This window comes from Novosphingobium sp. FSW06-99 (assembly GCF_001519065.1).
GTDB lineage: Bacteria > Pseudomonadota > Alphaproteobacteria > Sphingomonadales > Sphingomonadaceae > Novosphingobium.
This window is the reverse complement of the sequence record NZ_KQ954255.1, coordinates 89258-111735: the sequence shown is the minus strand read 5'-3', so window position 1 is coordinate 111735 and position 22478 is coordinate 89258. Positions and strand designations below refer to the sequence as shown.

At 64.0% G+C, this 22478-nt stretch carries 21 protein-coding genes and 3 tRNA genes; 11 read left to right on the top strand and 13 right to left on the bottom strand.

The features are described from left to right. Nucleotides 1-163 precede the first annotated feature (163 nt). A complete protein-coding gene (locus tag AQZ49_RS09410) occupies nucleotides 164-1282 on the bottom strand; it encodes an epoxide hydrolase family protein (RefSeq protein ID WP_082701679.1) in 1119 nt (372 codons plus the stop codon). Between the two features lie 218 nt (nucleotides 1283-1500). Between AQZ49_RS09410 and leuA the strand changes: the two genes are divergently transcribed. The 3 genes from leuA (at nucleotide 1501) to AQZ49_RS09395 (ending at nucleotide 5386) form a co-directional block, all read left to right on the top strand. Then, nucleotides 1501-3174 carry a 2-isopropylmalate synthase gene (gene leuA / locus AQZ49_RS09405; RefSeq protein WP_067615038.1) on the top strand — a complete coding sequence of 558 codons (1674 nt, stop codon included), beginning with the start codon at nucleotides 1501-1503 and terminating at the stop codon, nucleotides 3172-3174. 124 nt (nucleotides 3175-3298) lie between these two features. Further along, the gene (locus AQZ49_RS09400) at nucleotides 3299-4342 is read left to right on the top strand and encodes an amidohydrolase family protein (protein WP_067615037.1); all 1044 of its coding nucleotides are present in this window, start codon (nucleotides 3299-3301) and stop codon (nucleotides 4340-4342) included. Nucleotides 4343-4405: 63 nt separating this feature from the next. Then, nucleotides 4406-5386: an NAD(P)H-dependent flavin oxidoreductase gene (locus AQZ49_RS09395; RefSeq protein WP_067615036.1), complete on the top strand. Its 981-nt coding sequence runs from the start codon at nucleotides 4406-4408 to the stop codon at nucleotides 5384-5386. Here AQZ49_RS09395 and AQZ49_RS09390 read toward each other — a convergent pair. The 3 genes from AQZ49_RS09390 to AQZ49_RS09380 all read right to left on the bottom strand — a co-directional run bounded on the left by AQZ49_RS09390 (nucleotide 5376) and on the right by AQZ49_RS09380 (nucleotide 7412). Next, the gene (locus AQZ49_RS09390; RefSeq protein WP_082701678.1) at nucleotides 5376-5906 is read right to left on the bottom strand and encodes an AHH domain-containing protein; all 531 of its coding nucleotides are present in this window, start codon (nucleotides 5904-5906) and stop codon (nucleotides 5376-5378) included. The genes AQZ49_RS09395 and AQZ49_RS09390 overlap by 11 nt on opposite strands. Before the next feature lie 121 nt (nucleotides 5907-6027). Continuing rightward, nucleotides 6028-6804: a hypothetical protein gene (locus AQZ49_RS09385; RefSeq protein ID WP_067615035.1), complete on the bottom strand. Its 777-nt coding sequence runs from the start codon at nucleotides 6802-6804 to the stop codon at nucleotides 6028-6030. A 68-nt stretch (nucleotides 6805-6872) separates the two neighbouring features. After that, on the bottom strand, nucleotides 6873-7412 hold the full coding sequence (locus tag AQZ49_RS09380; RefSeq protein ID WP_067615389.1) for a flavodoxin family protein: 540 nt from the start codon (nucleotides 7410-7412) through the stop codon (nucleotides 6873-6875). A gap of 184 nt (nucleotides 7413-7596) precedes the next feature. Between AQZ49_RS09380 and recJ the strand changes: the two genes are divergently transcribed. From recJ to phoB, 8 genes are all read left to right on the top strand, one after another. Further along, entirely contained in the window at nucleotides 7597-9369 is a 1773-nt protein-coding gene (recJ, locus tag AQZ49_RS09375) for a single-stranded-DNA-specific exonuclease RecJ (RefSeq protein WP_067615034.1), read from the top strand. A gap of 116 nt (nucleotides 9370-9485) precedes the next feature. Next, a tRNA-Glu gene (locus AQZ49_RS09370) sits at nucleotides 9486-9560 on the top strand. Nucleotides 9561-9573: 13 nt separating this feature from the next. Beyond that, nucleotides 9574-9648: transfer RNA gene (locus AQZ49_RS09365), tRNA-Glu, on the top strand. A 13-nt stretch (nucleotides 9649-9661) separates the two neighbouring features. Beyond that, nucleotides 9662-9736 (top strand) — tRNA-Glu (locus AQZ49_RS09360). A 17-nt stretch (nucleotides 9737-9753) separates the two neighbouring features. After that, nucleotides 9754-9966 carry a hypothetical protein gene (locus AQZ49_RS09355; RefSeq protein ID WP_067615033.1) on the top strand — a complete coding sequence of 71 codons (213 nt, stop codon included), beginning with the start codon at nucleotides 9754-9756 and terminating at the stop codon, nucleotides 9964-9966. Nucleotides 9967-10043: 77 nt separating this feature from the next. Then, complete coding sequence (locus AQZ49_RS09350) at nucleotides 10044-11276, top strand: ATP-binding protein (protein WP_067615388.1); 1233 nt, start codon at nucleotides 10044-10046, stop codon at nucleotides 11274-11276. A 105-nt stretch (nucleotides 11277-11381) separates the two neighbouring features. Further along, nucleotides 11382-12068, top strand: coding sequence for a phosphate signaling complex protein PhoU (phoU, locus tag AQZ49_RS09345; RefSeq protein ID WP_067615032.1), 687 nt, complete (start codon nucleotides 11382-11384; stop codon nucleotides 12066-12068). A 99-nt stretch (nucleotides 12069-12167) separates the two neighbouring features. Next, nucleotides 12168-12857, top strand: coding sequence for a phosphate regulon transcriptional regulator PhoB (phoB, locus tag AQZ49_RS09340; RefSeq protein WP_067615031.1), 690 nt, complete (start codon nucleotides 12168-12170; stop codon nucleotides 12855-12857). Between the two features lie 13 nt (nucleotides 12858-12870). Here phoB and AQZ49_RS09335 read toward each other — a convergent pair whose 3' ends face one another. From AQZ49_RS09335 to AQZ49_RS09295, 9 genes are all read right to left on the bottom strand, one after another. After that, nucleotides 12871-13146 (bottom strand): DUF1467 family protein, encoded by a 276-nt coding sequence (locus tag AQZ49_RS09335; RefSeq protein ID WP_067615030.1) that lies wholly within the window; start codon nucleotides 13144-13146, stop codon nucleotides 12871-12873. Between the two features lie 140 nt (nucleotides 13147-13286). After that, a complete protein-coding gene (locus AQZ49_RS09330) occupies nucleotides 13287-14939 on the bottom strand; it encodes a ribonuclease J (protein WP_067615029.1) in 1653 nt (550 codons plus the stop codon). A gap of 46 nt (nucleotides 14940-14985) precedes the next feature. Beyond that, nucleotides 14986-15765 (bottom strand): type III pantothenate kinase, encoded by a 780-nt coding sequence (locus tag AQZ49_RS09325; protein ID WP_067615028.1) that lies wholly within the window; start codon nucleotides 15763-15765, stop codon nucleotides 14986-14988. Beyond that, nucleotides 15765-16478: a biotin--[acetyl-CoA-carboxylase] ligase gene (locus AQZ49_RS09320; protein ID WP_067615387.1), complete on the bottom strand. Its 714-nt coding sequence runs from the start codon at nucleotides 16476-16478 to the stop codon at nucleotides 15765-15767. Before AQZ49_RS09320 ends, AQZ49_RS09325 begins: the two co-directional genes overlap by 1 nt. A 6-nt stretch (nucleotides 16479-16484) precedes the next feature. Then, the gene (nuoN, locus tag AQZ49_RS09315) at nucleotides 16485-17951 is read right to left on the bottom strand and encodes an NADH-quinone oxidoreductase subunit NuoN (protein WP_067615027.1); all 1467 of its coding nucleotides are present in this window, start codon (nucleotides 17949-17951) and stop codon (nucleotides 16485-16487) included. Further along, nucleotides 17951-19498, bottom strand: coding sequence for an NADH-quinone oxidoreductase subunit M (locus AQZ49_RS09310; RefSeq protein ID WP_067615026.1), 1548 nt, complete (start codon nucleotides 19496-19498; stop codon nucleotides 17951-17953). The genes nuoN and AQZ49_RS09310 overlap by 1 nt, the downstream gene beginning before the upstream one ends. Next, complete coding sequence (nuoL, locus tag AQZ49_RS09305; RefSeq protein WP_067615025.1) at nucleotides 19495-21543, bottom strand: NADH-quinone oxidoreductase subunit L; 2049 nt, start codon at nucleotides 21541-21543, stop codon at nucleotides 19495-19497. The genes AQZ49_RS09310 and nuoL overlap by 4 nt, the downstream gene beginning before the upstream one ends. Nucleotides 21544-21553: 10 nt before the next feature. After that, nucleotides 21554-21859: an NADH-quinone oxidoreductase subunit NuoK gene (gene nuoK, locus AQZ49_RS09300; RefSeq protein ID WP_067615024.1), complete on the bottom strand. Its 306-nt coding sequence runs from the start codon at nucleotides 21857-21859 to the stop codon at nucleotides 21554-21556. Next, complete coding sequence (locus tag AQZ49_RS09295) at nucleotides 21856-22473, bottom strand: NADH-quinone oxidoreductase subunit J (protein ID WP_067615023.1); 618 nt, start codon at nucleotides 22471-22473, stop codon at nucleotides 21856-21858. Before AQZ49_RS09295 ends, nuoK begins: the two co-directional genes overlap by 4 nt. Nucleotides 22474-22478: the final 5 nt, after the last annotated feature.

Sequence of the window (22478 nt, the reverse complement as noted above, 5' to 3'; positions counted from 1 at the left end):
GCCGAAGCTAGGTTAAAAGGCTTATCCCTATTACCGAATATTCGGCAAAATTGCTCTGGCGCGCAGCCTTGCAAGCACCATCACACCGGGCGTAATCCGTGGCCCGGCTTTTTTCTGATACACGCAGATCACGTGCGCCGTGCACCAGGGCCATTGGCGGCCCTTACCGCATTTGGCCAAACGCCGCGCGCAATTCGCGGACAAACACCTCGGGCTGTTCCCATGCCGCGAAGTGTCCGCCTGTGTCGAGGTCGTTCCAGTAGACCAGATTGGTACAGTGGCGTTCGACCCATTTGCGCGGGGCCGGCAGGATTTCCTTGGGGAAAATGCTGCACGCCACGGGCATGGTGATGTCGGAGGGGGCGAAGCTGCCAAAGCTTTCCCAGTAGAGGCGGGCGGACGAGGCGCCGGTGGCGGTCAGCCAATAGAGGGTCAGGTTGTCGAGGATCGCTGTGCGGCTGAGCGCGTCTTCGGGGCGGCCCTGGTTGTCGGTCCAGGCCCACATCTTTTCGTAGATCCAGGCGGCCAGACCAACGGGAGAATCAACCAGGGCATAGCCGATGGTTTGCGGGCGGGTGCGCTGCTGGGTGGAATAGCCGGAATCCCATTGCTGATAGTGCTGCAACGCGGCCAGCGCGCGTTGTTCGGCGGGGCTTGGGCTAGCCAGGTCTTCGGGGGTCGGGCGCGCGATCGGCATGTTGAGGTGGATGCCGGCGCAACCGGGTATGTTCAGGCGGCCGATCTGGGTGGTGACGGCCGCACCCCAGTCGCCGCCTTGGGCGAACCAGCGGGTATAGCCCAGCCGCGCCATCAGCGTGCCCCAGGCCCTGGCGATGGTTTCGACGCCCCAGCCGGTGGCGACGGGCCTGTCCGACAGGCCATATCCGGGCAGGCACGGGATCACGCAGTGGAACGCGGGACTGGTATCGGAGGGGTTGGTCAGGCCTTCGATCACGCAGCGAAATTCCAGGATCGAGCCGGGCCAGCCGTGGGTGAGGATCAGCGGCGTGGCATCGGCGCGGGGCGAGCGCACGTGCAGGAAGCGGATGGCCAGGCCGTCGATAGTGGTGGTCGACAGGCCTTGCGCGTTGATCCAGGCCTCGGCCGCGCGCCAGTCGTACGCGTGGCGCCAGGTGGCGACCAGATCGCGCAACACCGCCAGAGGCACTCCTTGTGACCAGTCGTTCACGGTTTCGGCTTCGGGCCAGCGGGTGGCATCGATGCGCGCGTGCAGATCGGCGATGGCGGCGTCGGGCACGGCGAAATGATAAGCTTCGATCATGGCGGCATCCTCATCCCTTATTGTCGGTTGCATTCATTGTGGACAAGCCGCGCACGATTGACCATAGCCTGTCGCAATGGCACCCGCGCTGAACCTTATTCTGCGACTTATCCGCCCTTGGGCGTGAGCTGACGCGTCGATCTTGCGGCGCGTGACGGCGCCCAAGGGATGTTTCGTCGCCACAGTATCGCAACACTCCGGTTCCAGAGCATAATCCCATGTCCATGTTGAAAGACCCCTCGGTCAAATATCGCCCGTTTCCGCAGGTCCCCTTGCCCGATCGGCAATGGCCCAGCCGTACCATCACCCGCGCGCCGCGCTGGCTGTCGACCGACATGCGCGATGGCAACCAGTCGCTGATCGACCCGATGGATGCCGAGAAAAAGGCCCGTTTTTTCGATCTGTTGCTCAAAGTCGGACTGAAAGAGATCGAGGTCGGCTTCCCCAGCGCCGGGGCGACCGAATATGATTTCATCCGCGGCCTGGTCGATGCCGGGCGCATCCCCGACGATGTGTTCGTGCAAGTGCTGACGCAATCGCGCGAAGACCTGATCAGGACTTCGTTCGAAAGTCTGGCTGGCGCGAAGCAGGCCATCGTTCATGTCTACAATGCGGTTTCACCGCTGTGGCGCGAGGTGGTGTTCGGCATGTCGCAGGCGCAGATCATCGACATTGCGCGCACCGGTGCCACGCATCTGCGCGATCAGGCGGCCCGGTTTCCGCAGACCGACTGGCATTTCGAATATAGCCCCGAAACGTTTTCGACCGCAGAGCTGGATTTCAGCATTGCCGCCTGCGAGGCGGTGATGGAAATCCTGCAACCGACGGTCGAAAAACCGATCATCCTCAACCTGCCCGCGACGGTCGAGGCAGCCACCGCCAACATCTATGCCGACCAGATCGAATATTTCTGCCGCAACCTGCCCAACCGCGACCGCGCGGTGATCAGCCTGCACACGCACAACGATCGCGGCACCGGGGTGGCGGCCGCCGAACTGGGCTTGATGGCCGGGGCCGACCGTGTCGAAGGCTGCCTGTTCGGCAATGGCGAGCGCACCGGCAATTGCTGCCTGGTGACAGTCGCTCTGAACATGTACACGCAAGGTGTTGATCCCGAACTCGATTTTTCGGACATCGACCATGTGATCCAGACGGTTGAATACTGCAACCAGTTGCCCGTGCCCGAACGCCACCCTTATGGCGGCGAACTGGTGTTCACCGCCTTTTCGGGCAGCCATCAGGACGCCATCAAAAAGGGCTTTGCCGCGCAGGAACGCCGCAACGACCAGTTGTGGGCGGTGCCCTATCTGCCGATCGACCCCGCCGATCTGGGTCGCAGCTATGAAGCGGTGATCCGCGTCAATTCGCAAAGCGGCAAGGGCGGCTTTGCCTGGGTGCTGGAACAGGACCAGGGACTGAAACTGCCCAAGAAAATGCAGGCCGATTTCAGCCGCCACGTCCAGGCGCTGGCCGACGAACTGGGCCGCGAACTCCACGCCGACGATATCTGGGCGGTGTTCCGCAAGTCCTATCGCCTCGACGATCCGCAGCATTTCACGCTGATCGATTACGAGGAAGCCAAGGCGCCCGACGGCACGCGCGTGTTTGCCGGCAAGATCGCGGTCGACGGCAAAGTGCAATCGGTCAGCGGGCGCGGCAATGGGCTGATCTCTTCGGTGGTGGCCACGCTGAACGACGGGTTCGGCATTGCCATCGATGTGCGCGACTATTCCGAACATGCGCTGACCGGCGGCAGCGATGCGCGCGCGGCGGCCTATGTCGAATGCGTGACCCCCACCGGCCAGGTGGTGTGGGGCGTGGGTATCGACGAAGACGTTGCCACCGCCAGCGTGCGCGCGATCCTGTCGGCGGCCAACGCCACGCGCGGATAACCATGTGGGGGCGGCGGCAGTCCCGCCGCCCCTCATTCAATCAAGCGATTGAACCGGCTTGCGAGAGCCGGTGTTTCAGCCATAGTCCAACCCAGAGCCAGAACGGCCATGCGCGGGAGTGACCATGCCTGAAACGATTCTCGAACCCGATCTGCCGATCATCGATCCGCACCACCATTTGTGGGATTTGCGGCCCCTGCTCGGCCATTTTCCCCAGCCGCATCATCCGTTTATCGCGGCGGTCGCGTTGTCGCCCTATTACGCATTCGACCAGTTGCACGCCGAAGTGAACAGCGGCCACAATGTCATCGGCACCGTGTTCATGGAATGCGGTGCGTTCTATGACAGCGACCGTGACCCCGCGTTCAAAACCGTGGGCGAGGTCGAATTCGTCAACGGTGTCGCCGCGCAAGGTGCCAGCGGGCTCTATGGCGCCTGGCGCCCTTGCGCCGCGATCATCGGCCATGCCGACCTGACCAGCGGCGACGGCGCACGCGCTGTGCTTGAAGCCCTGATCGCCGCCTCGCCCCGGTTTCGCGGCATTCGCCACCAGGGCGCCTGGGATGCCGACCCGGACGTGCTGGGCGCGCCGTTCCATGCCCCGCAGGGGCTCTATGCCAGCGACGCTTTCCGCACCGGGTTTGCCCATCTCGGCGCGCTGGGGCTAACGTTCGATGCCTGGGTGCTGGAACCACAGTTGGACGATGTGATCGATCTGGCGCGCGCCTTTCCCGATCAGCCGATCGTGCTCGATCACTGCGGCACCCCGCTCAACATCGCCAGCTATCACGGGCGGCTGCACGAACGCTTCGATATCTGGCGTAAAAAGATCCGCGCGCTGGGGGCACTGCCCAATGTCTCGGTCAAACTGGGCGGCCTGGCCATGGCATTTTGCGGCATGCCGGAACATGGCCCCGATGCCGGCACATCATCCGAAGTGCTGGCCGCGCTGTGGCGACCCTATATCGAAACCTGCATCGATGCGTTTGGTCCCGACCGCGCGATGTTTGAAAGCAATTTTCCGGTCGATCGCTGGGGCGCCGATTACGCAACGCTGTGGAACGCGTTCAAGCGGTTGAGCGCTGGGGCATCCGCAGAGGAAAAGCGCGCGCTGTTCGCAGGCACGGCGGCCCGCACTTATGGCATCGAGAGTATCCTGCCCGGATGAATTGACAAGCATCGCCTCGCCCGCCTATCACGCGTTTAACCGATCAATTAAGGACATCACGCAATGCCCCTGCCCCCGCTGTTTGCCAATCTGCGCCTGCCGGTGATCGCATCGCCGCTGTTTATCATTTCGGGCCCGGAACTGGTGATTGCGCAGTGCAAGGCCGGGGTGGTGGGCAGCTTTCCCTCGCTCAACGCGCGCCCGATCAGCCAGCTCGACGAATGGTTGCACCAGATCACCGAAGAGTTGGCGGCGCACAACCGCGCGCATCCCGATCGCCCGGCGGCGCCGTTTGCGGTGAACCAGATCGTCCACAAGACCAACAACCGGCTGGAAGAAGACCTGGCGCTGTGCGCCAAATGGCAGGTGCCGCTGCTGATCACCTCGCTCGGCGCGCGCGAGGATGTCTATCAGGCGGCGCATGCCTGGGGCGGGATCGTGTTGCACGACGTGATCAACAACCGCTTTGCGCGCAAGGCGATCGAAAAGGGCGCCGACGGGCTGATCCCGGTCGCAGCGGGCGCAGGCGGTCACGCCGGGGCGCAATCGCCATTTGCGCTGATGCAGGAAATCCGTAGCTGGTTCGACGGGCTGGTCGCGCTGTCAGGGGCGATCGGTCATGGCCGGTCGATCCTGGCGGCACAGGCGCTGGGCGCCGATTTCGCCTATATCGGATCGGCCTGGATCGCAACGCACGAAGCACGCGCGATCGATGCCTACAAGCAGGCGATCATCGATTCGGGGGCCGACGATATCGTCTATTCCAGTCTGTTCACCGGGGTTCACGGCAACTATCTGCGCGCGTCGATCGTCAACGCCGGGCTCGATCCCGACAATCTGCCCGAAAGCGATCCGTCAAAGATGAATTTCGGTTCGGGCGGCAACACCGAAGCCAAGGCGTGGAAGGATATCTGGGGATCGGGCCAGGGCATCGGCACGATCAAGGCAATCGAAAGCGTGGCCGAACGCACGGCGCGGTTCGAAGGCGAATATCGCGCGGCAATCGTCGCGCTGACCGAAAATAGCGCCCCGTTTACACGCTGACTGCTTCTGTCGCGGCCCACAGCGCCTCGGCCATGCGGTCGAGGTGGCTGAAATCAAGCGCCGGGTCGCGGGCATGCAACGGCGCGCCGCGCCAACTTGCCGGGTCGAGCAGGCGGCGGCGCAACGCGCGTTGCAGCAGGTCGATGCGCATCAGCGCCTCGATCATGGCCTGATCGCTGCGTCGGCTGCGGCGGCGTTTCTGCCACCCCGCCTCGATCTGGCCCATGCGTTCGATGACCAATTGGTTGTACGATTGGTGTGGCCCGCGATGCAGCGGCAGGCCCAGCCGCATGGCAACTTCGTCGGTCGCAGGCAACAGCATGCCATTGCGACGAAAATCATGAAATCCCAGGCAGTCTGTTCCCACTTCGTCGATCAATTCGGCAATCCCGCGCGCCTCCAGCACTTGTCGAGGCAAAACATGATGCCGCTGCAACCCGGCGCTGTAACCCGGGCTTCCGCGTACGTTGACCGAACGGAATGGTAACGCCGCACGCGGCGCCCCTTTTGGATTGGTCATCCCAAGATACCCCAATTGTCCCGTGATCACGCTGCCCCGCGCGGGTAAACAAACCATTGCCGAAACGGGTCCCGGGCGGCTTGATGCCAAATCGGTGCTAAAGAATAGTACCAAATCGGAGCTAGAGAGTGCGCGCGTGGAGCCTGTTTTGCCCATCCGGTTCGAGCAGCACGGTGCCAAACCCGGCCAGTTCAACTTCGCGGGGGCTGTCGACCCGGCCATGCGCGACCAGCCAATCGGTCAATCGCACCGCCCCGCGCGCATCGCTTTCGCGCAAAATGCCGTCTTTTCCCGAAAACACGAATTCCTGGCCGACGAAATAGGATAGCCCCTGGCTGGCCAGTCCCCGATCGGAGCGCGCCAGCGCGGTCAACGCCAGCGCCGGAAACGGCCCGCCGCGCAGCCACGCCCCGGTCGCTTCGGCAAACCATTGTGGCGACATCGCCAGGCGTGCCGGCAACCACACCACCGCGTGCAGGCCAGGCAGATCGCCAAGTGCGATGACCAGTCCGGCCAGCATGCGCACCACCGGCAGCAGTTGTCCGGCACCAGCCAGGTGCGGCCCCGGCCCCAGCGTCAGCAGGGCCTGATCGCCAATCGCGAAATCGGCGGCCAGCGCCACGCGCTGCAACGCGGTTTCCATCCGCCGCGCCTCGCCCGGCGCCAGCCCGTGACAATCGAATGTCAGACCGTCACGCAGCAGTTCGGCCTGTCCGGCCACGGCGTCCTGATGGGTTACCGCAAAGGCCCCGGACGCGCGCGAAAGCGCGGCAACATCGGCCAGGTTCGGGCGCAAGGCGGGATCGAACAGCAAGGCAGCCACCGGCGCGCACATGTCGCGCCATGCCGGTGCGGGCAAAGGTTTGTCAGAATTGCCTTCGTCTGTTGCCACCGTCAATCGATCCCGGTCCTATGCAAGAGCGGGATGACGCATACTGCGATCCCAGACGCAATCCGATCACATGATCAGAAAATCCCAAGTTGCAAGCCTGCAGCGAGCGCACGTCCCAAATCACGACAGCTTTGCACGTCGTCACGCGACACACGTTTGCGCGCAGCAATCGTTGCGGGTGTATCCGCCCCCGATCGCACGATCAGCGAAGGCGCCACCCGCCGCAATCGCCAGCCGGTAGCAATACGGTCGATCTGCGCCTCGGCACCGTGCCCCGCAGTTCCGGCCGAAATCGCCGTGGCATAGCCGCGTCCTTCGATCAGCCCCAGCACGGGATAGTAACACCGATCAAAGAACGCCTTCATTTCCCCTGTCATGCTGCCCAGATTTTCGGGGCAGACAAACAGAAACCCCGCCGCAGCCAGCACATCGTCAGGGCCTGCCACTGTGGCTGGCACCACCCGCACCGCCGATCCCGGCTCGTCCATCGCGCCGGTTCCGGCGGCATTCGCCATCACCTGCGCCGCGCCGGTCCGGCTATGCCACACGATCAGCAGGACCCGATCGTCCCGTCGGCTGTTCCCCGCTGCATCCACGCCTTTGTTATCCACCATGGCTGCAGCGCAGCACCCCACGCCGCGCGCCCGACGGCTGGCCATCCTACCGCCAACCGCACCGCAAACACCATGCCCTTTCGCCGTTGGCAAGACCGGGTGCGCTACAATTGCGTGGTTTTGCGGCCAACCGCGCGCTGTCGATTGTCTGGCGCGCCAACTTGGCCTAGTCCCGCTGCACATCATGACCAGATCGATCACCACCATCGAACACTCGCTGTCCGGCCTCGCCTGGCGTTGGCGCGGCGGCAACATGGATATGGCCGGCGGCGAGGCGGGCGATGACCTGGTCGACCAGTTGCTGCTGTCGCGCGGCATCGCGCGCGACGATCTTGACCGTCATCGCCGCCCGACTTTGCGCGAATTCCTGCCCGACCCTTCGATTTTCCGCGACATGGATGTGGCCGCCACACGGTTTGCCCGCGCCATTTGCGCCGGCGAAGCGATCGCGGTCTATGGCGACTATGATGTCGACGGCGCGACCAGCGCGGCGCTGCTGATCCGGTTTCTGCGGCTGTGCGGGCGCGATGCCCGCGCCTATATCCCCGATCGCCTGCTCGAAGGCTATGGCCCCTCGGGCGAGGCGCTGGTGCGGCTGGGCGCAGAAGGCGCCAGTCTGGTGATCACGGTTGATTGCGGAGCCATGGCGCACGACGCGCTGGCGATGGCCGCACGCGCCGGGGTGGAGGTGATCGTGGTCGATCATCACAAATGCGCCGCCGAACTGCCGGTGGCGGTCGCCATGGTCAATCCCAACCGGCTGGATGAAAGCGACGAGGCCGCCGCGCATGGCAATCTGGCGGCGGTGGGCATGGCGTTCCTGCTGGCGGTGGCCACCGCGCGCGCCTTGCGCACAATGGGCTATTTCGGCGCGGCCAGCCCGCCCGACCTGATGACGTTGCTCGATCTGGTCGCGCTGGGCACAGTGGCCGATGTCGCGCAATTGCGCGGGCTGAACCGCGCGCTGGTGGCGCAAGGGCTGAAAGTCATGGCGCGGCGCGACAACGCCGGGCTGGCCGCGCTGATCGATGCCAGCCGGTTGAGCCGCAGCCCGACGTGCAGCGATCTGGGCTTTGCGTTGGGCCCGCGCATCAATGCCGCAGGGCGCATCGGCGACAGTTCGCTGGGGGTGCGGCTGCTGACCACGCACGACGCCGATGAAGCCGCCGGCATCGCCATGCAACTGTCGCAGCTCAACGACGAACGCCGCGCGATCGAACAGCAGGTGCAGGAAGCCGCCGAGGCGCAATTGGCAGGCGCGCGCGACTGTGCCGTGCACGTGCTGGCAGGCGAAGGCTGGCACCCCGGCGTGATCGGCATCGTCGCTGGGCGGATCAAGGAAAAGACCGGCAAGCCGACCGTAGTGATTGCACTCGATGCCGACGAGAATGGCCAGGGCAAAGGCTCGGGCCGGTCGATCGCCGGGGTCGATCTGGGCGCGGCGGTGATTGCCGCACGCGCGGCGGGGCTGCTGGTGGCGGGCGGCGGCCATGCCATGGCCTGCGGGTTGACCATCGCGCCCGACCGGCTCGACGCCTTGCGCGCGTTTCTCGACGAACGGCTGGCGCGCGATATTGCCCGCGCGCGCACAGCACAGACGTTGTTGATCGATCTGTCGCTGGCCCCCGGCGGGCTGACCCCGGATCTGGTCGCCACGCTCGACGCGGCGGGCCCGTTCGGCATCGGCTGGCCCGGCCCGCGCGTCGCGATCGGCCCTGTGCGCCTGGTCAAATGCGAACCGGTCGGGGCCGATCACGTGCGCATGGTGGCCAGCGGCAACGATGACCGATCGTTCAAGGCGATTGCGTTTCGCGCCGCCGCCACCGACCTCGGCCAGACCCTGCTCCACGGCCACAAGGGACGCCGCTTCTGGCTGGCCGGGCGCGCGCGGATCGACGACTGGGGCAGCCGCCCCGCTGCCGAATTGCATGTCGATGATGCGGCGTTTGCGGATTGATCGACACCGCCCCAAGGGGCAGCCGTTCTCCTCATGACACGACTGTCAAATTGGGGTTGACGTGCTCCGGCAGAGCCAATAGAGGCGCGGGCCTGCCCAGCGGCGCTATGCCCCTTGGCCCCATCGTCTAGCGGTTAGGACGCGGCCCTTTCACGGCTGAAACACGGGTTCGATTCCCGTTGGGGTCACCATATCTGCCGGCACGGCCCCATCGTCTAGCGGTTAGGACGCGGCCCTTTCACGGCTGAAACACGGGTTCGATTCCCGTTGGGGTCACCATATCTGTCGCCGCGGCCCCATCGTCTAGCGGTTAGGACGCGGCCCTCTCACGGCTGAAACACGGGTTCGATTCCCGTTGGGGTCACCATCGGATTTCATCCGCCAATGGATATCCAGACCGCCATTGCCAGCCACCCGTTGTTTACCGGCGCGGCACTGGCCGGAATGCTTGCGCTGTTCGGCATGATCCGCGATTATCGCCACAGTCGCCGCGCCGATCTGGACAAAGTATCGCTGATATCGTGGGGCACCGTCTCTGGCGCGGCGCTGATCATCGCGATCGTCAGTCTGGCCATTGGACTGCGCACCGGTGGCTGACCGAGACCTGCCATCTTGACTCCATATGGTAACCTGGCGCTGGTAGCGGTTGTTTTCCCTCCGTATTGATCGAGACGATGATACCATCGCCCACACCTCCCCCCCGCTTTGGACTGTCACGCATTCCCTTGTGGGGCACGATCGTCGCGCTGTCGGTCGGGATCGGCATGATCCTGGCGGGCGCCGGGCTGGCGATCAGCATCGGCGTGACGACGGTCTGGCTGGCCTCGCTGTGGCTCTATCGCCCCGAAACGGTGGTCGAGGTGCGCCATACCGAGGATGCCGCGCTGTCGCGGCAGGCGATGATCCAGTTGATCGAACCGTTCGGGGTGCCCGTGCTGATGCTGGACGGGCAGCGCATTGCCGCCGCCAATGCCGCCGCGCGCGACGAACTGGGCCGCCATATCATCGGCCAGGATGCGCGCGTTGCGCTGCGCCATCCCGAAGCGATCACCCTGCTCGAAGCGCCCGAAGGCAGCGTGACTGTGCGCGGGCTGACCGGGCCGCGCAGCATCTGGCAAGTACGCCGGGTCGCGGTCGATGACCGGTTTTCGCTGATCGAGCTGGTCGACCGTACCGCCGAGGCGGATATCAGCCGCGCGCACACCGATTTCGTCGCCAATGCCAGCCACGAATTGCGCACACCGCTGGCGTCGATCATCGGTTATATCGAAACGCTGGCCGACCCCGACGCGCGCATCGATGCCGCCACCAGCGCGCGGTTCCACGCCACCGTACTGCGCGAAGCCAAGCGGCTGCAACATCTGGTCGAAGATCTGATGTCGCTGTCGCGGATCGAGGCGGAAAAGCACGATCTGCCGCGCGACCATATCGATCTGGGGCAGATGGCCGCCTCGATCGGCGGCGAAGTGGCAGCGACGCTGGGTGAGAGCCGCATCACGGTCGAGGCCGAAGATGCCCTGGTGCAAGGCGACCGCCAGCAACTCGATCAGGTGATCCGCAATCTGGTCGACAATTCGATCAAATATTCCGACCCGTCGCGCGCGGTGGAATTGCGCGTGACCCGTGTGGGCCGCGAAGCGGTACTGAGCGTGACCGACCATGGCGAAGGCATCCACCCCGATCACATCCCCCACCTGACCCGCCGGTTCTATCGCACCGATCCGGGTCGCAGCCGCGCCGCCGGGGGCACCGGGCTGGGCCTTGCCATTGTGAAACACATCGTCGAGCGCCATCGCGGTCGGCTGGACATTGCCAGCAGGCTGGGCATCGGTACCACCGTAACGATCCGGCTGGGGCTGATCGCGGGTTCGCAGGCGCCGGTACAGCCGGTTCGCGCCTCTGCCTGACCGTTTACCAACAGGATTTGCCCGAATGGCGGTCGGAGCACTTTGCGAATCTGTCGAAACACCGCACGTGTCATATTCCATTATTGGCAGGGAACGCTGATTCCGATGGTCGCAGAACACACCGTCAAGGCCTTCGACGAAGATATGACCCGGCTGCGCGGACTGGTGGCCGAAATGGGCGGTCTGGCCGAACTGTCGATCGCCGAAGCCATGGATGCACTGGTGTCGGGCAATGAAGTCCTGGCCGCCGGCGTGATCGCACGCGACCGTCGCATCGACTTGCTCGAAAGCGAGGTCGATCGCCTGTCGGTACGCGTGCTTGCCTTGCGCGCGCCGATGGCCGACGACTTGCGCGAGGTGATCGCCGCGCTGAAAATCGCCGGGGTGATCGAACGCATCGGCGACTATGCCAAGAACATCGCCAAACGTGTCGGCCATATCGAGGGGCGCAAACGGTTCGAGCCGCTGACCCTGCTGCCGATGATGAACGAACTGGCGGGCGACATGGTGCATGACGTGCTGACCGCCTATGCCGCGCGTGACCCGGTCGCCGCCGCCGAAATCGTTCAGCGCGATGCCAAAGTCGATGCCTTTTATGACAGCGTGTTTCGCAATTTCGTGTCATATATGGTCGAAAATCCGGCCACGATCAGCAGCGTTGCGCAATTGATGTTTGTCGCCCGCAATATCGAGCGCATTGGCGATCACGCCACCAACATAGCCGAAATGGTCCACTTTGCGGCGACCGGAACCTATCTGCCCGAACGCGAGGATGTGCCGCCCCCGGCCTGACTGTTCGTCATGACACCGTAACATTGCTGGTGTCTGCGCGAGCAGGTCGAAGTCATCGCCGCGATAGAAACACCGCGTTCAGAACATAGGGATTTGCCAATGTCCGCGCCCAAACTGCTGCTGGTGGAGGATGACACCGCGCTGGCCGAACTGGTCGAATACCGCTTTCGCGGCGAAGGCTATGAAGTGCGCACCACCGACGATGGTGACGAAGCGCTGCTGCTGGCCGCCGAAGACACCCCCGATCTGGTGCTGCTCGACTGGATGATCGGCGGGACCAGCGGGATCGAGGTGTGCCGTCGCCTGCGTCGGCAAAAGGCCACCGCGCATGTGCCGATCATCATGCTGACCGCGCGCAGCGACGAGGATGACCGCGTGCGCGGCCTGGAAACCGGCGCCGACGATTATGTGACCAAGCCGTTTTCCCCGCGCGAACTGATCGCCCGCGTCGGCGCGGTGCTGCGCCGCGTACGCCCCGCGCTGGCGGGCGAAACGATCACCGTGGGCGATCTGGCACTCGATCCGACCGCGCACCGCGTGACGCGCCAGGGCGAACAGATCAAGATCGGGCCGACCGAATTTCGTCTGTTGCGCCATTTCATGGAACATCCCGGCCGGGTGTTTTCGCGCGGCCAACTGCTCGATGCGGTATGGGGCAGCGGCAGCGACATCGAACTGCGCACGGTCGATGTGCACATCCGCCGCCTGCGCCAGGCCATCGCCATCCCCGGCGTCGCCGACCCGGTGCGCACCGTCCGCTCGGCGGGTTACGCGCTCGAAGGGGTGTGAGCGGCCAACCCGGTCAGTACCACCCCAGCCATTTGCCCACATCGAAATCGTCAACCGATATCCAGTGGTGGGTATAGCACAAGTAATAGAGCGCAAACCCGATCAACGATACGACCGTTGCGCGGCGCAGGATACGACGCGGGCTGAAATTGGCCGGTGCGCTGTGCGCCTGACCCGGCACCTTTTCCAGCCCGAGTTCATCGGGCGTGCGCACGCCGAACGGTAGCACCAGAAACGCCGACAGCACCCAGAACAACACGTAGATCGCAACGACAGAGGTCCAACGCACCGCCCGATCTCCTTGTACAAAGCTGCACTGCCGTGCAGTCGCCCCGCCTCCCCGCCCGACCACCAACGATACTATCAGGCTATAGTGGTGGGGCGGGAAGCGGGGCGGGAGGTATGAGTCGCGCCATGCGCGATCTGATATCAATGCCCGCGCAGCATCACCTGCACCATCGGTTTCTTGCCGATCCAGCGATGGCCGGTGCGCCGTACCGCCAGGCGAACCGCTTCGGCAATCGCGCCACGGTCGCGGCGACGGTCACCCTTCAGATCGGTCAGCGCCCTGGCCGCATCGACTTGCGCCTCGGCCACGAACGCTTCCATGTCTTCTTCCAGCGGGATGCCGATCGTGGCGATCTCGATGCCCGAGGCCTGCTTGCCTTCGGGACCGACGGCCAGCGCCACGGTGATCAACCCGGATTGTGACAGGCGCCGCCGTGCGGCCAGCGCCTCGCCATCGGCGGGCGCGATGATGTCACCATCGAGCACCAGACGGCCATTGCGCACTTCCTTGATCTTGTGCGGGCCGTTGGGCGCCAGGCGGATCAGATCACCATTCTTCTGCAGGATGGCGCGCGGAATGCCTTCGCTCAGCCCCAGACGTGCCTGTTCGTCCATGTGGCGCACTTCGCCATGCACCGGCACGAGGATCTCGGGCCTGATCCACTTGTACAGTTCGATCAATTCGGGGCGCCCCGGATGGCCGGAGACATGGATCATCGATTGCCTGTCGGTGATCAGCCGCACGCCCTTGCCGGCCAGCGTGTTCTGGATGCGCCCGATCGCCAGTTCGTTGCCGGGGATCTGGCGGCTGGAAAACACCACCGCATCGCCCGCCTCCAGCTTCACCGGATGCGAATCCCCCGCGATCCGCGCCAATGCGGCGCGCGGTTCGCCCTGCCCGCCGGTGGCCAGTACCAGCACTTCGCCGCGCGGAAGATCCATCGCACGATCCATCGGCACGCAATCGGGAAAATCCTTGAGATAGCCACTGGCCTTGGCCGCACCGATGATGCGGTCGAGCGAGCGCCCCGCCACCACCAGGCGCCGCCCGGTCTGCCCGGCCACCCAGGCCAGCGTCTGCAACCGTGCCACGTTGGAGGCAAATGTGGTGACCACCACGCGCCGCCCGGCCAGCCCGGCGACGGTTTCCAGCAGGCCATCGCGCACCGCGCCTTCGGATCCCGACGCGCGCGGGTTGAACACATTGGTCGAATCGCACACCAGCGCCAGGACGCCGCTATCGCCAATGACGGTCAGTTCCGCGGGCGTCGCCGGTTCGCCGATCTGCGGCGCATCGTCGAGTTTCCAGTCGCCGGTGTGAAACACCCGGCCATAGGGCGTGTCGATCACCAGCGCGTTGCCTTCGGCGATCGAATGCGCCAACGGGACATAGCGTATGTCGAACGGCCCGAGGCTGAGCGAACCGTCGTTTTCGATCACGCGCAGTTCGACGTCTTTTTCGATGCCCGCCTCGACCAGCTTTTCATGCACCAGACGCGCGGTGAACGGCGTGGCATAGAGCGGCACGCCAAGGTCCTGCGCAAAATAGGGCACTGCGCCGATATGATCTTCATGCGCATGGGTCAGCACGATGCCGAGCAGATCGGCAGACCGTTCCTCGATGAAATCGAGATCGGCGAACACCAGATCGACGCCGGGATACCACGGGTCGGCAAATGTCATGCCCAGATCGACCATCAACCACTTGCCATTGCAGCCATAGAGGTTGACGTTCATCCCGATTTCGCCCGAGCCACCGAGCGCACAAAACAGCAATTCCTTACCAGGCTTCACGTAAATTCCTGAATAATCTTGAGAGTGCGATGGACCATCGCGTCAATCACCGCTGGACCCGTTCGGCCAGCAGCGCAAGCCCGTCGAGCGTCAGGTCGGTTTCGACATGGTCGAATATCGTGGTGTGTTTGTCAAACAGCACCGCCAGCCCGCCGGTCGCAATCACTTTGACCGGGCGGCCGATTTCCGTCCGCAGCCGCGCGATCAGCCCTTCCATCATCGCCACATAACCCCAGAACACACCGATATGCATGGCGTCCTCGGTGTTGCGGCCGATCACGCTGCCATTGTCGCGCGGGCCCTCGATGGCGATGCGCGGCAGGCGTGCGGCGGCGTTGACCAGCGCTTCGAGCGACAGGTTGATCCCCGGTGCGATGATCCCGCCCTTGTAGGTGCCTTCGCTGTCGATCACGTCGAACGTTGTCGCGGTGCCGAAATCGACCACCACCAGATCGCCCGGAAAACGCGCATGCGCGGCAATCGCATTGACCGCGCGATCGGCCCCGACCGAACGCGGCTGATCGATATCGATGCGCAGGCCCCATTCCACCGGCGGCTCGCCCGCAATCCACGCATCGCGGTGGAAATACTTCTGCGACAGCACCTGGATGTTGTGCAGCGCGCGCGGCACCACATTCGATACGATCACCGCGCCCACCACATCGGGCGCATACCCCTGCAGATGCAGCAGTTGCAGCAACCACACGGCATATTCGTCGGCTGTGCGCCGGGGATCGGTGGCAATCCGCCAGCGACCCACGATCGTGCGCCCGTCGATCAGCGCGAACACCACATTGGTGTTTCCGACATCTACCGCCAGCAGCATCAGTCCCTCACCAAATTTATATCGCCTGCGTGGATGGCATGGACCGCGCCATCCGCCAAGCGCAGAAGCGCGGTGCCATCGGGTTCCAGCCCGGCAAAGCCACCCATGATCAACCCGGCCTGGCGATCGTGGACCGACAGCAGCGTGCCGCGCGGATGGGCGCGCGCCAGCCAGTCTTCACGCAAGGCGGCCCAGCCCTGCGCGTGCCACAATGTCAGCACAGTGCGCCATTCATCAGCCAGCGCCTGCGCAAAGGTATCGCGCGCAATTGTGTATCCCAGATCGGCCAGCGCGATGGTCGGACGATCGGGCAAGGCAGGCGCACTGGCAAGATTGACACCGATCCCGACCACCACCGCATCGCCCTGGCGTTCCAGCAGGATACCGGCCAGCTTGGCCCCCGCCACCAGCACATCGTTGGGCCATTTCAGCCACATATCGGGCCAGGAGCGCAGTGCAGACAGGGTCCGGTGGAGTGCCACGCCGGCAACCAGCGACAACGTTGGCGCGGGCGGATCGCCGGGCACCAGGTGCGCCACGGTCGAACCCATGAAATTGCCCGCCCCGTCGCTCCACGCGCGCCCGGCGCGGCCCCGTCCTGCCACCTGCCGGTCGGCAACCAGCCAGTCACCTTCGACAAGGGCCCCGCCCTCACCCAGCCGCGCCAGCAGCGCGCTGTTGGTCGAGGCGATTTCGGCGACGGTCTCGATCAACGACAATCAGGCGAAGTGGAACAACGCCGCAGCCGCGCTGCCCGCCAGATTGCCCAGCCAGGGCGTCAGCAGATAGCCGAGCGGCGACAGGAACAGGCTCGATCCGAGCAGCAGCGCGCGATTGGCCAGCTCTTCACGGCCCTGCACCGCGTCGGTCGCGTCGTCGAAATAAAGCACTTTGACGACCTTGAGGTAATAGAACGCGCCGATCACCGAGGCGGCAATGCCGAGCGCGGCCAGCACCACCAGATGGGCCTGCACCGCGGCCTGGAACACCAGGAACTTACCCCAGAACCCGAACAGCGGCGGGATACCAGCCAGGCTGAACATCACCACCGCCAGCGCCGCCGCCAGCCAGGGCCGCGTGCGCGACAGGCCGCCAAGTTGCGCGATCGATTCGATCGCGTTGCCTGCCTCATCGCGCAAGGCCAGCACCACGACGAATGCCGCAACCGAACTCACCACATAGATCGCCAGGTACACCAGCATGGCCGATGCGCCCGCCGCCGTGCCTGCGGCCAACCCGATCAGCATGAAGCCGACGTTGTTGATCGACGAATAGGCCAGCAGGCGCTTGATGTTGTCCTGCCCGATCGCGCCCAGCGCGCCGATCACGATCGACAGCAGCGAGGCAAAGATCACGATCTGCTGCCACGCGCCCGGCTGTCCGCCAAAGGCATCGAGGCTGACCCGCATCAGCAGCGCGAGCGCGGCCACTTTGGGTGCGGTTGCGAAAAACGTGGTGACCGGCGCGGGCGCGCCTTCATAGACGTCGGGCGTCCACATGTGGAACGGCGCGGCGCTGATCTTGAACGCCAGCCCGGCCAGCACGAACACCAGACCAAACGTCGCCCCGATCGACAGCGCGCCAGTTCCCAGCGCCACACGGATGCCGTCGAACGACGTCGTGCCGGTAAACCCGTACGTCAGGCTGATGCCATAGAGCAGAATGCCCGAAGCGAGCGAACCCAGCACAAAGTACTTCAACCCGGCTTCGGCAGATCGCCCGTCGGCCCGCAGGATCGCGGCCAGCACATAGGCGGCCAGGCTGTTGAGTTCGAGCCCGATATAGAGCGTCAGCAGATCGTTGGCCGAAACCATGATCCCCATGCCCAGCGCCGCCAGCAGGATCAGCAGCGGAAATTCGGCGCGCATCGCCTTGAACCGATCGAAATAGGCAGGCGCAACGATCAGCGTGACGCCCGACCCGACGTAGATCAGCAATTTGGCAAAGGCGGCAAAGGCATCGAGCTTGATATGCCCGCCAAACGCCGATGTCGCAGCGCCCCCGGCCCCGGCAGTGAGCGCCGGAACCGCCAGCGCGGCCGCACCGACCAGCACCGCAAAAGCCACGATCGAGATTGCGCGCGACGCCTTGTCACCACCCCAGGCGGCGACCAGCAACAGCACCAGCACCGAAGTGCTGAGCAGGTCCTCGGCCGAAACGGCGAACAGCGAATGGAGGAAATCCATTATTTCGCCCCCTTCAACTGGGCCGAACCAAGCGTTGCCGCAACGGCGGCGGGCGTCTTGCCCCCGAACTTCACGTCAGCATCTCCCTTGGGCCTGGCAATCGCCACCCGCGCCTCCAGCGTCCCGATATCCTTGCGCATCGGGGCAATGAACGATTCGGGGTAGACCCCCATCCACAACACAGCGGCGGCCAGCGGCACCATCATCGCCCATTCGCGAAAATCGAGATCGGGCATCGCGGCGGCATCGGCATTCTTCTGATCACCGAACACCACGCGCCGATAGAGATACAGCATATAGGCCGCGCCCAGAATGATCCCGGTGGTCGCAACCAGCGCGATCAGGCTCGATTCCTTGTAGATCCCCAGCAGCGACAGGAATTCGCCGACAAACCCGCTGGTGCCCGGCAGCCCGATCGAGGCCATCGTGAACAGCAGGAAGAACAGCGCGTAATAGGGCATGTTGATGGCCAGGCCGCCATAGCGCACGATTTCGCGCGTGTGCAGCCGATCGTAGATCACACCGACCGCGAGGAACAGCGCACCCGACACGATACCGTGGCTCAGCATCACCACCATCGAGCCTTCAAGGCCCTGCCGGTTGAACGCGAACAGACCGACCGTGACGATCGCCATGTGCGCGACCGACGAATAGGCGATCAGCTTTTTCATGTCGTTCTGCACCAGCGCGATCAGCGACGTGATCACCACCGCCGCGATCGACAGCCCCCACACCATCGGCGCAAAATGGGCCGAGGCGATCGGGAACATCGGCAGCGAGAACCGGATGAAGCCATAGCCACCCATTTTCAGCAGCACGCCGGCCAGGATCACCGAGCCTGCGGTCGGCGCCTGCACGTGCGCATCGGGCAGCCAGGTGTGCACCGGCCACATCGGCATCTTCACCGCAAAGCTGGCAAAGAACGCCAGGAACAGCCAGGTCTGCGCCTGCGGTGGGAAATCATATTCCATCAGCGTCGGGATGTCGGTGGTACCGGCCGCGTTGGCCATCCAGAACATCGCGATCAGCATCAGCACCGATCCGAGCAGGGTATAGAGAAAGAACTTGTAGCTGGCATAGATGCGGTTGGCGCCGCCCCAGATGCCGATGATCAGGTACATCGGGATCAGCCCGGCTTCGAACATGATGTAGAACAGGAACAGGTCCTGCGCCGCAAACACGCCGATCATCAGCGTTTCCATGAACAGGAACGCGGCGTAATATTCGCCCGCGCGCTTCTCGATCGAATTCCAGCTTGCGCCGATGCACACCGGCATAAGGAACACGGTCAGCACGATCAGCATCAGCGCGATGCCGTCGATGCCCAGTTTCCAGTCGAATCCGGCAAACACGGCGGCATGTTCGCGGAACTGCCACTGCGCGCCGCCGATATCGTAATGCGTCCACAGCAGCACGCCGAGCACGAAATCGACCAGCGTGGCAGCCAGCGCCACCAACCGCGCGGTCTTGCGATCCGACACCAGGCTGATCACGGCGCCGACCAGCGGCACCAGCAACATGAGCGAAAGAATGGGAAAGCCGATCATCGTGCAATCACCCAACTGATCGCGCCGACAAGGCCGACGAGCATGACCAGCGCATAGCTGTAAAGATATCCGGACTGGAGCCTGACGGCCCCGCGGCTGGCAAGAGCGACGACTTTGGCGACGCCGTTGGGACCAAAGGTATCGATGATGCCGATGTCGCCGACGTTCCAGAAGAACCGGCCCAGCCACATGGCAGGACGGACGAACACGGCGTCATACAGCTCGTCAAAGTACCACTTATTGAGCAGGAACCGGTAGAGAAAGCCGAACTGCCGCACGAACGCCGCAGGCAGCGCGGTGTTCACCATATAGGCGTAATAGGCGATCGCCAGCCCGGTCAGCATCACACCCGCTGGCGCCAGCTTCACCCAGCCCGGGACGTGGTGCATCGCGTGGAGCAAGTGTTCGTTGAACACCAGCGCACCCTTCCAGAATTCACCGCTGCCTTCGCTGAGGAACTGCGGCGCGAACACGAACCCGGCGAACACCGCGCCGAGCGACAGCACGCCCAGCGGCACCAACATGTTGAGCGGACTTTCATGCGGGTGATAGCCCGCCGTCCCGTCGCTGGCATGATCATGGTGGGCATGGCCATCATGACCGTGATCGTGATGGGCATGATCGTCATGGCCATGTGCATCGTGCACCGCATGCTGGATATGTTCCGACTGATCCCAGCGCGGTTTGCCAAAGAACGTCAGGAACACCAGGCGCCAGCTATAGAAACTGGTCAGCAACGCGGCAAACACGCCCAGCGCAAAGGCGAACAGACCGATATCGGTGCCGCGCGCATAAGCCGCCTCAAGGATCGCGTCCTTCGAATAGAACCCGGCAAAGCCGAACACGTCGTCGATGCCGACCCCGGTGATTGCCAGGGTTCCGGCGGTCATCGCGATAAAGGTCAGCGGGATCTTTTTCCACAGCCCACCATAATAGCGCATGTCCTGTTCGTGGTGCATGGCATGAATCACCGAACCCGCGCCAAGGAACAGCAGCGCCTTGAAGAAGGCGTGGGTGAACAAGTGGAACATCGCGCCGCCATAGGCGCCAACGCCCGCCGCAAAGAACATATAGCCCAGTTGCGAACACGTCGAATAGGCGATCACCCGCTTGATGTCGGTCTGCGTGGTGCCGATCGTCGCGGCAAAGAAGCAGGTCGCCGCACCGATGAAGGTCACGAAATTGAGCGCAGTCTGGCTCTGTTCGAACAGCGGCGACAGGCGGCACACCATGAACACGCCGGCGGTAACCATCGTCGCCGCGTGGATCAGCGCCGACACCGGGGTCGGGCCTTCCATCGCGTCGGGCAGCCAAGTGTGCAGGCCCAATTGCGCCGATTTGCCCATCGCACCGATGAACAGCAGGATGCACAGCACAGTGGCCGTATCAAACCGGAAGCCGAGGAAACCGATGGTGGTGCCCGCCAGGCCCGGCGCTTCGTGCAGGATCACCGGGATCGACACGGTGCCGAACACCAGGAACACGCCAAAGATGCCCAGCATGAAGCCAAGGTCACCCACGCGGTTGACCACAAACGCCTTCATCGCGGCGGCGTTGGCGCTGGGCTTGCGGAACCAGAACCCGATCAGCAGGTACGAGGCAAGCCCGACGCCTTCCCAGCCGAAGAACATCTGCACCAGGTTGTTGGCGGTCACCAGCATCAGCATGGCGAAGGTAAACAGCGACAGATAGGCAAAGAACCGGGGTTGATCCGGGTCTTCGCTCATATAGCCCCATGAGTACAGGTGGACGAGCGCCGAAACCGAGGTGACAACCACCAGCATGACCGCCGTCAGCGTATCGACCTGCAAAGCCCAGGCGAAATTCAGATCGCCCGAATGCACCCAGTTGAGCACCGGGGTGACGGTCGTTTCGGCATGGCCGCCCAGGAATGCCAGAAAGATAGGCCACGACAGCGCGCACGATACGAACAGCGCGCCGGTGGTGATCAGCTTGGACGGCACCGCGCCCAGACGCTTGTTGCCGAGCCCGGCGATGATTGCCGCGACCAGCGGGGCAAAGACGATGATCAGGATATGGGACATCGGTTCGCTCTCAACCCTTCATGCGGTTGACATCGTCGACCGCGATCGTGCCGCGTCCACGGAAATAGATGACCAAGATGGCTAGACCGATCGCCGCCTCGCCCGCCGCGACGGTCAGCACGAACATCGCGAAGATCTGCCCGACCAGATCGTGCAGATAGGCCGAGAACGCAACCAGGTTGAGGTTTACCGACAACAGGATCAGTTCGATCGCCATCAGGATGATGATCACGTTCTTGCGGTTGAGGAAAATGCCCAGCACGCCCAGCACGAACATGATCGCGCTGACGCCGACATAGTGGCCAATACCAATCACAATTGGACCCCTTTGCCCACTTCAGGTTGCAGGTTGATCGTTGCGTCCTGCGGGCGCCGCGCGACCTGTTTCGACACGTTCTGGCCGCGCGTGTCGCCACGCTGGCGATGGGTCAGCACGATGGCGCCGATCATCGCGACCAGCAGGATCATCCCCGCCGCCTCGAATTCGAACAGATAGCGGGTGTAGAGCAGGGCGCCGATCGCGGCGGTGTTCGACAGGCCCGCGGGCGTGGCCGCCACGGTCGCCGCCTTGGCGATATGCAGATCGCCCGCGCTGCTGACCAGAATACCGAACACCAGTTCGCCCAGCAACACCGCCGCCAGCAACAGTCCCAGCGGCGCGTTGCGGATGAACCCGCCGCGTAGTTCGGAAAAATCGATGTCGAGCATCATCACGACAAACAGGAACAGCACCGCGACCGCGCCGACATAAACGATGATCAACAGCATGGCGATGAATTCGGCGCCAACCAGCACCATCAGCCCGGCGGCGTTGAAGAACGCCAGGATCAGCCACAGCACCGAATGGACCGGGTTGCGGGCGGTGATGGTGACGATCGCCGAAGTGATCATCATCGTCGCGAACAGGTAAAAGGCAATGGCCTGGATCATGGTTA